The 12,476-nt window shown below is 38.0% G+C and carries 11 protein-coding genes and 1 pseudogene; 9 read left to right on the top strand and 3 right to left on the bottom strand.

Going from position 1 to position 12,476, the window contains the following annotated elements; all coding sequences use genetic code 11:
• Window positions 1-87: 87 nt before the first annotated feature.
• Entirely contained in the window at window positions 88-606 is a 519-nt protein-coding gene (locus tag NLW78_RS06045; RefSeq protein ID WP_254496119.1) for a hypothetical protein, read from the top strand.
• A gap of 237 nt (window positions 607-843) precedes the next feature.
• Here NLW78_RS06045 and NLW78_RS06040 read toward each other — a convergent pair whose 3' ends face one another.
• Window positions 844-1,530, bottom strand: a complete 687-nt coding sequence (locus NLW78_RS06040; RefSeq protein WP_254496118.1) for a hypothetical protein — start codon at window positions 1,528-1,530, stop codon at window positions 844-846.
• Window positions 1,531-1,703: 173 nt separating this feature from the next.
• On the opposite strand from NLW78_RS06040, the gene NLW78_RS06035 reads away from it, so the two are divergent.
• From NLW78_RS06035 to NLW78_RS06000, 8 genes are all read left to right on the top strand, one after another.
• Window positions 1,704-2,321, top strand: a complete 618-nt coding sequence (locus tag NLW78_RS06035) for a TetR/AcrR family transcriptional regulator (protein ID WP_254496117.1) — start codon at window positions 1,704-1,706, stop codon at window positions 2,319-2,321.
• 75 nt (window positions 2,322-2,396) lie between these two features.
• Window positions 2,397-3,539, top strand: coding sequence for an acyl-CoA dehydrogenase (locus tag NLW78_RS06030; RefSeq protein WP_254496116.1), 1,143 nt, complete (start codon window positions 2,397-2,399; stop codon window positions 3,537-3,539).
• Window positions 3,540-3,560: 21 nt separating this feature from the next.
• The gene (locus NLW78_RS06025; RefSeq protein ID WP_254496115.1) at window positions 3,561-4,913 is read left to right on the top strand and encodes an acetyl-CoA carboxylase biotin carboxylase subunit; all 1,353 of its coding nucleotides are present in this window, start codon (window positions 3,561-3,563) and stop codon (window positions 4,911-4,913) included.
• The gene (locus tag NLW78_RS06020) at window positions 4,914-5,132 is read left to right on the top strand and encodes an acetyl-CoA carboxylase biotin carboxyl carrier protein subunit (RefSeq protein ID WP_254496114.1); all 219 of its coding nucleotides are present in this window, start codon (window positions 4,914-4,916) and stop codon (window positions 5,130-5,132) included.
• A gap of 20 nt (window positions 5,133-5,152) precedes the next feature.
• Window positions 5,153-6,076, top strand: coding sequence for a hydroxymethylglutaryl-CoA lyase (locus NLW78_RS06015; RefSeq protein WP_254496113.1), 924 nt, complete (start codon window positions 5,153-5,155; stop codon window positions 6,074-6,076).
• A complete protein-coding gene (locus tag NLW78_RS06010; RefSeq protein ID WP_254496112.1) occupies window positions 6,060-6,836 on the top strand; it encodes an enoyl-CoA hydratase in 777 nt (258 codons plus the stop codon). Before NLW78_RS06015 ends, NLW78_RS06010 begins: the two co-directional genes overlap by 17 nt.
• A 52-nt stretch (window positions 6,837-6,888) precedes the next feature.
• A complete protein-coding gene (locus NLW78_RS06005) occupies window positions 6,889-8,379 on the top strand; it encodes an acyl-CoA carboxylase subunit beta (RefSeq protein WP_254496940.1) in 1,491 nt (496 codons plus the stop codon).
• A gap of 19 nt (window positions 8,380-8,398) precedes the next feature.
• Entirely contained in the window at window positions 8,399-9,163 is a 765-nt protein-coding gene (locus NLW78_RS06000) for a class I SAM-dependent methyltransferase (RefSeq protein WP_254496111.1), read from the top strand.
• Between the two features lie 26 nt (window positions 9,164-9,189).
• Here the strand turns inward: NLW78_RS06000 and NLW78_RS05995 are convergent, their stop codons facing one another.
• Window positions 9,190-11,136: an AMP-binding protein gene (locus NLW78_RS05995; RefSeq protein WP_254496110.1), complete on the bottom strand. Its 1,947-nt coding sequence runs from the start codon at window positions 11,134-11,136 to the stop codon at window positions 9,190-9,192.
• Between the two features lie 1,249 nt (window positions 11,137-12,385).
• Window positions 12,386-12,476: pseudogene (locus NLW78_RS15710) on the bottom strand (ATP-binding protein); the annotation flags it as partial.

Below are 12,476 nucleotides of genomic sequence, written 5' to 3'. Positions count from 1 at the left end.
CTATAGTAAAATGAATCGAGTGGTTCAATTCTGTTGATCAAACATACATATGATAATCATGGTAGAGTTTATAAGGGGGGAATATTGTTGTTCAACAACAGGTTAACCATAACGATTTCTCTCGCTCTCGTTTTTCTTTTGGTATTTGTTTTTTACGATAATAATCGGCTACACGGAAATGACAAAGATGCTATTGTGAAAATTATCCAATCAATTGATAGTTATGAAGATATGTCAATAGAAGTTTTAGACATAAAGGATTTTCCAGACATTAAAATTGTGGCCTTTTTAGCGGATCAAAAACCAGGTTACATTCAATTTGTTAAACATACAAATGGGACTTATAAATGGAATCATATTGAAGTTCGTAATTATGAAACATTGAGCTTTTTTATGCCAAACTCACCTATATTTTTTATCGTTACCAATGACAAAAATGATATAGCCAAATTGGAAGTCACAATCAATGATCAATTGTTAGCACAAGAGTTTTCCCAAAAAAAAGCAAGTGTTACTTGGATTGAAATACCATACAGTAATGATAACGAGTATACTTTTCAAGATATTAAGTTTTATAATGAGAGTGGAAATCTCTTAGATAAGTAAAGGCATGAAATGCTTTTTTGTTATGCCCTCTAGCCTAGCTGTCATTATTCCGTTAACTTGTTAAACTATTTATACTTTACACTACTTTTTCGGCAACGTTGATTCGTTTATATGAATGTATGGTTTTTATTCCACTTCCAAAGATATTAAGACCGTAATTTAATTATGCTAACGGTGATATCGAAAGGGAGCAGGCAACATGACCCATTTCCGGTTGCTTGCTCAATGGTATTCTGGTTAGTGAATTTTATCCTCGTTCTCGTCTACTAATTCGTGTAGTTTTTTTCTCGCTTCCTGTAGCATTTCGTCAGCAATTAAAACAGTATCTGTATCGTATACCGGTTTAGTGGCTACTTTAAATTGTAACTTTTCCATAGTAGGTGTAGAACGATTCATCATAAAGGCTGAAGTGATTTCACAATATTTCTCTCGGGCCCTTTCCGGTCCTAATCTTCCAGTGACGATTTCATGCATGAGATTCAAAGCAAGAATATTAGCCGCTTCCATGTCACAACGGGATGAAACTTCTCCTCTAGTCCTTTCGACAATAATGCTTCCGTCGAATTTAGCGATATCCGTATATTTTTCGATGGGGACAGTATAATTTATTACATTTTCAATTACATCTGTATGTGGTTGGGGAAAATCATGAGGGATTTCATCCCGATAAACTATAGTTCTTTTCCAATCCCCATTACAGTACCAAATAAGCCTACTGTCCGACGCTTCATTAGGAGGGCCGTACTGTTTTATAGTCGCTTTCGCAGCTTTCTTAGACATTGCATTCCATTTTTCAATAATGCTATGAATTTTTTCGCTATTTTCAGTTGTCTTTGTTATTTTTTCAGCGTTACCAAACATTTGAACTTTTATGTCACTCGCCATAGCAGTCGAAGCCGTTTTTACCTTCTCTTCTTGATCCATATGTATATCATCCTTTATGTGGTTGTTTTTTTTTATTATGTGAAAGGTCGTACACTCTATACCAACCTTGCTTGATTAAGATAGTCCTTATAACTCATTTTTTCTTTTCAGAATATTATGGTAAAATGTGTACGAAAGAAAGGAGATGATGAAAAATTGATTTAAAAGAGAAAATGATACACTCATCATTACATTTATTTGAAAAACATGGATTTCACGGTGTAACGGTAAAGGACATTGTGGAGTACTGTGGTGCTTCGAAAGGTGGTTTTTACCATTACTTTCATTCGAAAGATGAGTTGCTTTTTGTAATTCATGACACTTTTATCACATATGTTTTAAGGAAAGCAAATCATGCCATTACAACCTACCAAAACCCCACCGAACAACTGAAAGCAATTATTCATTCCTTCGTAAAAGTATTTGATCTCTACAAATCTCACATTGCTGTTTTTTATCAAGAAAGTAACTATTTAAAGCCTCATTTTGAATCACAAATAAAGAAAAAAAGGGACGAATTTAAGCAAATTATTTTTGATGTCATTCAAGAAGGACAGCGACAACAACATTTTCGTAACGAACTGCCGGTCGAAATTACAGGTATGTCTATTTTAGGAATGGTGAACTGGACGTACAAATGGTACCGACAAGATGGCCCAAAGTCCATTGAAGACATTTCGGCTGTTTATACTGATATTATTATGCAAGGTATATTGACTGACGAAGCAAAGGAAACAGCAGAACTCAAACCATCATCATCGCATCATTCTAATGAATGTACAAAAACGTAAGCGTTTACATTTCATTTGGCTAAAACCGACCAACCAGTCGGTATTGGAATTCATCAATTTTTAAGGAGGAAATATATGAATTTTGAGCTCACGAAAGAACAAGAAATGACGAGGGAGATGGTGCGGAATTTTGCGGAAGGTGTCATAAAGCCTAGGGCAATTGAGATTGATCGTAATGCGGAATTTCCTAGTGATATTTTTGTAGAAATGGGAAGACTCGGTTTGATGGGGATCCCTTTTCCAGAACAGTATGGTGGGTCAGGAGGCGATTCATTAACGTACATTCTCGCAGTCGAAGAGATTGGTCGTGTTTGTGGAAGTACAGGATTAAGCTATGCAGCAGCTGTCTCATTGGGGGCCTCTCCTATTTACTATTTTGGGACGGAAGAGCAGAAAAAACGATATTTGACCCCGTTAGCTAGCGGGCAAGCACTTGGGTCATTTGGGCTAACAGAACCAAATGCTGGCTCTGATGCTGGTGGTACGAAAACAACTGCAATGTTAGAAGGTGACGAATATGTAATCAATGGGGAAAAATGTTTCATTACGAATGCGAGTTTTGCAGATACTTTGATTGTCACAGCAGTAACAGGAAAAGATGAACGTGGTAAAAACATCATTTCTGCTATCATTGTACCAACAAAAACAGATGGCCTGACCATTTCAAGTAATTACGACAAAATGGGCGTAAGAGGTTCAGATACAGCGGAAATTGTTTTAGACAATGTAAAAGTGCCAAAAGAAAATTTACTCGGTGATCCCCATAAAGGATTTAAACAATTTCTCTATACGTTAGATGGTGGGCGGATTTCGATAGCTGCACTAGGTTTAGGAATAGCTCAAGGTGCTTTAGACAAAGCGCTTTCCTATGCGAAAGAGAGGAAACAATTCGGCCAATCAATATCGAAATTCCAGGCAATACAATTTAAACTAGCGGATATGGCAATGGAAGTAGAGTTAGCCCGGAACATGGTTTATAAAGCTGCGTGGCTAAAGGATCAGGAAAAACCGTTTACGAAAGAAGCGGCATACGCTAAATTATTTGCAACGGAAACAGCTTTTCGTGCTTCAAATGAAGCGATTCAAATCCATGGTGGCTACGGGTATATGCGAGAATATGAGGTAGAACGATACTTACGAGATGCAAAACTATTAGAAATTGGTGAAGGTACATCGGAGATACAAAGGCTCGTCATTGCGAGGCAGCTAGGTTGCTAGTTTCAGTAAAGGAGGGTTACTATGCCTTTTCAAAAAATATTAATCGCTAATCGTGGAGAAATTGCAGTACGCATTATGAAAACATGTCAAAAGTTAAACATTCCGACTGTAGCGGTGTATTCGGAAGCAGACGAAGATGCCCCGTTTGTTAAATTGGCGAACGAAAGCTACCCAATCGGGGGTAAACGAGTTCATGAAAGTTACTTAAACATGGGGAAAATAATTGATTGTGCGAAAAAAGCCGGTGCTGATGCAATCCATCCGGGATACGGATTATTAAGTGAAAACCCTACTTTTGCAAAACGTTGTAATGAAGCAGGAATTACGTTTATTGGCCCAAGTTCAAGATGTATAGAAATGATGGGGAGTAAAATTAAAGCAAGACAAACCATGAGAGATGCAGGTGTTCCGGTAATTCCCGGATCTGAGGATGCTATTGAAGATGTAGACACGGCAGTATCGTTTGCAAGGAATATCGGCTATCCTGTTATGTTGAAAGCTTCCGCTGGCGGTGGTGGAATCGGGATGCAAATTGTTCATACAGAGGATGAACTCGTGAAAGCTTTCGAAAGCAATGCAAGAAAAGCTGAAAATTTCTTTGGGGACGGTACGATGTTTATTGAAAAAGTTATTGAAGATGCACACCATGTTGAAATCCAGTTATTAGCGGACCATTATGGGAATGTGTTACATGTATTTGAACGTGAATGTTCGGTTCAAAGAAGGCATCAAAAAATTATTGAAGAAGCGCCATCTCCTTTGTTGAATGATGACACGAGACAGAAGATGGGGGACGCTGCTATCAAAGCCGCAAGGGCGATCGATTATACAAACGCTGGAACCATTGAGTTTTTAGTAGATGAGAAACAAAATTATTATTTCTTAGAAATGAATACTAGATTACAAGTAGAACATCCCGTAACAGAAGAAGTTACCGGGATTGATATTGTTGAACAACAAATTCATATTGCAGCTCATAAACCTCTTAAATGGAACCAAGAAGACCTACAGATCAATGGCCATGCAATTGAAGTACGTATATACGCGGAAGACCCAACTACTTTTTTTCCATCACCAGGTAGAATTCAAGCCTTCTCTCCTCCAACAGGTTCTAACATTCGTAATGAGATAGGGGTTCAATCTTCTTACATGGTATCACCATTCTATGATCCAATGATAGCCAAGTTAATTACTAAAGGAAAAACACGAACAGATGCCATTCAAATATTAAAGAATGCTCTCGCCCAATATGAGATTGAAGGAATCAAAACCAATCTTCCGTTTTTGTTAAAGGTCATTGATCATCCTCTGTTTCAAAAAGGGGTTACGAGAACATCATTCATTGAAAAACAATTCCTAAAGGAGGAAACGTAAATGAAAGAAATCGTTGCAAATATGGCAGGAAGTGTATGGAAGGTGTTAGTGAACGAAGGAGAACAAGTTTCCGCTACTCAAGATCTCGTCATTTTAGAGTCTATGAAAATGGAAATTCCAATATCAGCAGAAGCCAATGGTGTTCTAAAGGAGTTAAAGGTTCAGGAAGGAGATTTTGTTGATGAGGGCGATGTTATTGCTGTTCTTGAATATAAGTAGAAAGGGAGTGATTGCAACATATGAAACTTCCGGACAAAGTAACCATTAAAGAAGTAGGTCCTCGGGACGGATTACAAAATGAGAAACAAATGCTATCTACTGAAGACAAGATTGAATGGATTAATAGATTATCAGAAACAGGACTTTCATACATTGAAGTTTCATCCTTCGTCCATCCGAAATGGATTCCGCAATTAAGTGATGCAGCGGAAGTGGTGAAAGGGATTAACCGTAAAGAAGGTATCACCTATGCCGCGTTAGTGCCTAACGCAAAAGGTTTAGAACGAGCTTTGGAAGCTAGTATCGACGAAGTTTCCATTTTTATGTCTGCTAGTGAATCTCACAACCAAAAAAACATAAATAAGTCAATTGAAGAAACATTTCCTGTCTTAGAAGAAGTCATACAAATAGCCAAACAAGAACATAAACCGGTTAGGGGCTATATTTCAACCGTTTTTGGTTGTCCAATTGAAGGTGCTGTTTCCACGGATAAAGTCATATTAGTGATGGATCGACTGTTAGAAGCAGGTGTAGATGAAATATCGTTGGGAGATACAATCGGTGTGGCCCACCCCAGTCAAGTAGAAGATGTGTTGAAGTATATCCAAAGACACGTACCGAAAGAGAGGATTGCTTTACATTTTCATAACACTCGAGGTACAGCATTAGCGAATTGTCTGGTAGCGTTACAACATGGATATACGACGTTCGACAGTTCCATTGGAGGTCTCGGAGGGTGTCCATATGCTAATGGAGCAACAGGTAACTTAGCAACTGATGATTTGCTATACATGCTACATGGCATGGAAATTCACACTAACATAGATTCTGAAAAACTTCAGTCGGCGGCACTCTTTATCCAAAGTAAACTGCAGAAGCCTTTATTAAGCCATCAAATGCAAATATTCAATGCAAAGGGAGATGTTTATGAGAAAAACCGTTAAAGTGGATATCCATGATTCTCATATTGTTATGATTACATTAGATAATCAACCAGCCAATGCATTCTCCTTGCGTTTATTAGACGACTTAAACCAAGTCTTGTTTGATGTAGAACAATCCGACTGCAGAGTTGTTATATTTAGAGGCAGTGGGCAAAAAGTATTTTGTGCAGGGGCAGATTTGAAGGAAAGAGAAAAAATGACAGATGAAGAAGCGGTTGCAACGGTCCGTAAGATAAAAGAAACGATTACACGAATTGAACAACTATCGATGCCGACAATCGCTTCGATGAATGGAGTTGCTTTCGGGGGTGGCTTAGAGCTGGCATTAGCATGTGACATTCGAATTTCAAGTGAAGAAATTCAAATGGGACTTACAGAAACGTCTTTAGGAATTATACCAGGTGCTGGAGGAACCCAACGCTTAGCCCGATTAATCGGAATTGGTAAAGCAAAATATTTAATCTTTACCGCGAAGCGCTTAACCGGTCGAGAAGCGAAGGATATAGGCATTGTTGAAGAAGTAACAACACAAGAGAAATTAGAAGACCTCACCTTACAAGTTGCACGAGATATCGCAAGCAACGGGCCAATAGGAGTAAAGCAAGCAAAAAAAGCCATCCAGGATGGTATCCAAGCCGATTTAGCAACAGGATTAAAAATTGAAGAATCCTGTTATATGGCTACCATTCCAACCGCCGACCGAATGGAAGGTTTACGGGCATTTAAGGAGAAACGGAAACCGCAATATAAAGGGGAGTAAGGGAGGAATTTTTGTGCCGTTGGACGAAAAACTAAAGGGAACAATAGAACGAATGGAGAAAGGTGGTGCTCATAAATACCACCAAAAGAATGAAGAAAAAGGGAAATTGTTTGTTCGTGAACGTCTGAAACGCTTACTTGATCATGATTTGAATATAGAGGACGCATTTTTTGCGAATTGTATGGATGAATCGTTACCAGCTGATGGAGTCGTAACCGGAATTGGCAAAATTAATGGGCAGACAGTGTGCATTATGGCAAACGATTCTACTGTAAAAGCAGGGTCCTGGGGTGCTCGTACTGTTGAAAAGATCTTAAGAATTCAAGAAACAGCAGAAAAGTTGGAAGTTCCAATGCTTTATTTAGTGGATTCCGCAGGGGCAAGGATTACTGATCAAATAGATATGTTCCCTAATCGTAGAGGGGCAGGGAGAATCTTTTATAACCAAGTGAAACTATCTGGCAGAGTACCGCAAGTTTGTTTGCTTTTCGGTCCTTCTGCAGCAGGTGGTGCATACATCCCCGCCTTTTGCGATATTGTCATTATGGTAGAAGGGAACGCATCTATGTATTTAGGCTCTCCACGGATGGCTGAAAAGGTGATTGGTGAAAAAGTTACCTTAGAAGAAATGGGCGGAGCAAAAATGCACTGCTCAATATCTGGCTGTGGTGATGTTCTTGTACAAACAGAACAAGAAGCTATTTCCTTTGCACGAAAATATTTGACGTATTTTCCGGCGAACTATTCGTTGAAGCCAAGGGTAGTCGAACCCAAAGAACCTAAACAATTTGAAACGTCTATTTCCGACTTGATTCCCGAGAACCAAAACGCACCTTTTAATATGTATGATTTAATAGATCGCGTAATAGACGAGAATAGCTTCTGTGAAATAAAACGGGAGTTTGCAAAGGAACTCATTACTGGTCTTGCAAGAATTGATGGAAAGGTTGTAGGGATTATTGCCAACCAGCCTCGTGTAAAAGGTGGTGTTTTATTCCACGATTCCGCGGATAAAGCGGCAAAATTTATCCAATTATGTGATGCTTATCATATCCCTCTTTTATTCCTGGCTGACATACCAGGGTTTATGATTGGGACAAAAGTCGAACGGGCCGGTATTATCCGTCATGGAGCTAAGATGATCTCCGCTATGAGTGAAGCTACCGTGCCGAAGATTTCTGTTATTGTTCGTAAAGCATATGGTGCTGGATTATATGCAATGGCAGGGCCTGCATTTGAGCCGGATTGTTGTATTGCATTACCATCAGCACAGATTGCAGTAATGGGGCCAGAAGCGGCAGTAAATGCAGTTTATGCAAATAAGATTGCAGAACTACCAGAAGAAGAAAGAAGAGAATTTATTACAGAGAAACAGAAGGAGTATAAGGAAAACATAGATATCTACCGTTTAGCTTCGGAGATGGTCATTGACGATATTGTCCAACCTGACAAATTACGAACGGAACTCATTCAACGTCTTGAAGCATACGAGACAAAGGAGCTAACGTTTACGAAGCGAAAGCATGGGGTTTACCCAGTATAGCGTGAAAGAAGGGATACACTTGAATCATAAAGATGATGTAATTAACCAGTTTTCGAAAAATGCAAATGAATATGTTACGAGTGAAACACATGCCAAAGGTGATGATTTGCCATTAATGGTGAAATGGTTAGGTTTAAATAAAGAGCAAGTCATTTTAGATATTGCAACAGGTGGAGGGCATGTTGCGAAGGCGTTAGCTCCCCATGTGAAACAAGTGGTCGCTACGGATCTAACACAGGCAATGTTACAAAACACAGCTATACATTTACAAGACTATGAAAATATCTTTTATGTAAGGGCGGACGCCGAAGATTTACCTTTTGTTCAACAACAGTTTGATATTGTTACATGTCGGATTGCTCCCCACCACTTTCCTAACCCTTTACAGTTTGTGAAAGAGGTGGCTAGAGTTCTGAAAAAGGAAGGTACATTTATATTAATTGATAATGTAGTTCCTGAAGACGAAGATTTAGGAACGTTTATGAACACTTTTGAAAAACTGCGTGATCATAGTCATAACGAGTGCTTATCAGTGACAGGGTGGGAACAATTGTTGTCTCAAGTTGGTTTCCGTATTGAGAAAATCCAAAACCGAAAAAAAACGTTTGATTTTCCTGTATGGTTGAATCGAACTACAGAGACAGAAGAAGAAAGGAGGGCGGTTATAGATTTTATACGAAGTAGTGAAAAGAAATATCAAGATTATTTTCAAGTTCGATATAATGATCATCAAATTAAATCGTTAACAATTGATGAAGCGATGATGTTGTGCACAAAAACATAACAAAGTCCCCCGTTTGGGGGACTTTGTTATGTAATGGAACTTTTAAGTTGTTTAATCTCATCTAGACAATCGGGATTTTCCAATGCTGATAAATCCCCACCGTCTTCGTTCATGTAAGCTGATTTAATTGCTCTTCGCATCACTTTCGCATTACGGGTTTTCGGTAGATCCTGAACGATATGATAAACCTTCGGAGCAATGGCTTTACCTAGTTTTGCTACTGCTAATTGTTGTACTTCCTCTTGCAATAGTTCAGGATTAATCGTTTGATTTGTAGGTACGACAAAGGCGATAGGAACTTCACCTTTTAAATCATGGGGAGCCCCAATCACGCCAGCCTCCAACACATGATCATGTTCAATAAGAATAGATTCAATTTCAGCAGGACCTATGCGTTTACCAGCCACATTTAACGTGTCATCAGAGCGACCTGTAATCGTGTAAAAACCTTCTTCATCTTTTATAACCCAATCTCCATGAACCCAAATATCTTCCCAACGGTTCCAGTACGTATTTTTATATCGTTCATTATCTTGGTAAAAACCGTTTGTCATGCCGACCCATGGTTGTTTTAACACGAGTTCACCGACCTCATTTTGAACGGGACGACCATTTGCATCATAAACATCCACATCCATTCCAGGTAAAGCAGCGTTAAAGGTAACAGGAGAGATTGGCTTTACAAATACATTACCAAATATTCCCCCGGATATTTCCGTACCACCTGAATAGTTGAAAATAGGTACCTTTCTTTTACAAATATTATTGAATAACCACATCCATGGTTCAGGATTCCAAGGTTCACCGGTGGAACCAATCATTTTTAAGGTATTTAAATCATGTTTTTTGAAGTATTGGTCGCCTAAATTCATAATTGATCGGATTAAAGTAGGGGAGATGCCTAGATGTGTAACGCGATGATTTTCAACTAGTTCCCAAATACGATTAGGTTTTGGGTAATCTGGAGTTCCTTCAAAAAGCATAATTCTTGCACCATTTATGAGACCACCAAATACGAGAAACGGACCCATCATCCATCCCATATCGGTATACCAGAAAAGTGTATCTTCTTGTTGAACATCCATACAAATACCTGCATCAAAGGCTGCTTTAATAGGAAAGCCATGATGTGTGTGAAGGGCACCTTTCGGCTTCCCGGTGGTTCCAGATGTATAAATGATCATAAATGGATCGTCGCCGTTTGTTACGACATTGTTGAAATCGCTTTCATTTTGTCGAATCGTTTTCCATTCAATATCACGATTGTGGTTCCACGGAATATCGCTTTTTGTCCTATTTACGACAATGACATTTTTGACAGATGGGGCTTGTTTTACAGCTTTATCCGCCTCCGATTTCAATGGAATTTCTTTTCCGCGACGATAATATCCATCTGCTGTAATTAACCACTTTGCTTGTGCTGCATTTAATCGTTTGGCAACCGCATCGGCTTTATAACCGGAAAACGCAGGTGAGAATATTGCACCTATTTTGGAAACGGCTAACATGGCAATGACCGTTTCTGGGATCATAGGCATGTAGATAGTTACAACATCTCCTCGCTGGATTCCCAACTTGACCAATCCGTTTGCTACTTTATTAATTTCTTTATTTAATTCGGCAAATGTATATTGAGTGACTTCACCGTTGTCACCCTCCCAGACAAGAGCATGTTTACTAGCCGTTGTCGCATTGTCTGCCCATTTGTCTACACAGTTATATGTAACATTCATTCTCCCATTGACAAACCATTTGGGGAAGGGGATCCCTTCTGATAAATCTAGAACTTCACTATACTTTTGAAACCACTTAATATCTAGTTCATCTACAGCTTTCTCCCAGAACCAGGCAATGTCTTCAACTGATTTTTCGTAAAAAGAGTCATAATCATCATAACCAAGCTGTTGCATCCATGAATATAGTCGTGTTGATTGTTTGAATGATTCGGATGGGTGCCATACGGCTTTCGTCATAGAAAAACCTCCTTGTGCAATATGGAATATTCAGAATATTCATCTAACACCATTATAGTATAATTCCGTTTATTTTTATAGGTATGAAACTACTACAAATATTAATATTAAAACTCACCAGGAAATCAGTAATATTATTATGTAAACTACAGATAGGTGAAATTTACCAAATAGGGTAGGGGAGACGGAATGAATTAGCAAGTGTAGCGATAATAATCTGGAATTAGATTGAGTAGGTAAAAGTAAGAACCTATCAATTCATACAAAAGATAAATTATTATAGTAAAAGAAGCACGATTGATCAAAACACAGTGCAATCGAAATATATTGAGATGAATATTCTCTTATGAAGGATAAATGAGGACAGTGCTGTAACTTAACAAGTTAGATAGTAACGGAATAATTTATGTAAACACACATATTCAAAGATGATCAGAACTCCAAAGAACAATAAATTCAATCTAGCTGAGGATCCAATGATTAAAAAGCCATTGGTTAGTTAGAATATCGCTAAACACTTAATTTTGTATGATCTTATTTTTTATTCTGTCTCACTATCCTAAGTATACTTAACTTATGAGATGCGATAAATTGATTTTGCTACTACTTCCTATAATATATATTATGTAAACTAAAATTAAAGTTATAAGGGCGCAACCGTTACTTATGGTTGCGTCCCCTTTTGTTATTGTTCATTTTGTTGTGACATATAATTTATTATCGTTTCGTTATCCTGCTGACATGGCCTATTATGTTAATGTTACATAATCCATGTTATATGAACCAATTATTTTTTCTTAATATAGTGATTCGACAAACGTTGCTAAACCCCTCCAATATTTAACATATTTATATATGTTCCTATAAAGCGCTTTGGCTAATATGTCAGAACCTGCGCTTCCCTGGGAAATGATATCTCTTTAATAAGAAAAGCGGAAGTCATTAATGACTTCCGCTGAATGAATTCTTATAACGTTGATTATGTTGAGTAAAAATTATTTTATAACAGTTCAATGTTTTAATTTATAGAACTAAAGCTCCTGATAGGAAAATAACGGTACATTGGTCTTATGCCAAAATATTATCTGTGTTTGTAGATACCGATAGTGAACCATCTACAAAGATGTCCGAATTCAATCTCTTTCTTTTTATAACCTGATTATTGCCATGTAGAATCTCCTATAAAATCTCTGTCCAATAAGATTATAACAATTGTGACCGTCAAGTAAAATGTTACAGTTTTTGCTGATTAATTTGTTACACTTTCCTGCCCGAAGATGTTCTTTCGATGCTTCATTCGATAACTGTCACCGTTTAAATGGATAATTTCAACACGGTGT

The organism is Salirhabdus salicampi (assembly GCF_024259515.1).
GTDB lineage: Bacteria > Bacillota > Bacilli > Bacillales > Alkalibacillaceae > Salirhabdus_A > Salirhabdus_A salicampi.
This window is presented reverse-complemented; position numbering and strand designations above follow the sequence as displayed.

Coding starts and splice junctions, on each gene's coding strand:
- NLW78_RS06025 (WP_254496115.1), top strand. CDS start 3,561: ATGCCTTTTCAAAAAATATTAATCGCTAATCGTGGAGAAATTGCAGTA.
- NLW78_RS06035 (WP_254496117.1), top strand. CDS start 1,704: ATGATACACTCATCATTACATTTATTTGAAAAACATGGATTTCACGGT.
- NLW78_RS05995 (WP_254496110.1), bottom strand. CDS start 11,136: ATGACGAAAGCCGTATGGCACCCATCCGAATCATTCAAACAATCAACA.
- NLW78_RS06015 (WP_254496113.1), top strand. CDS start 5,153: ATGAAACTTCCGGACAAAGTAACCATTAAAGAAGTAGGTCCTCGGGAC.
- NLW78_RS06020 (WP_254496114.1), top strand. CDS start 4,914: ATGAAAGAAATCGTTGCAAATATGGCAGGAAGTGTATGGAAGGTGTTA.
- NLW78_RS06005 (WP_254496940.1), top strand. CDS start 6,889: ATGGAGAAAGGTGGTGCTCATAAATACCACCAAAAGAATGAAGAAAAA.
- NLW78_RS06030 (WP_254496116.1), top strand. CDS start 2,397: ATGAATTTTGAGCTCACGAAAGAACAAGAAATGACGAGGGAGATGGTG.
- NLW78_RS06010 (WP_254496112.1), top strand. CDS start 6,060: ATGAGAAAAACCGTTAAAGTGGATATCCATGATTCTCATATTGTTATG.
- NLW78_RS06040 (WP_254496118.1), bottom strand. CDS start 1,530: ATGGATCAAGAAGAGAAGGTAAAAACGGCTTCGACTGCTATGGCGAGT.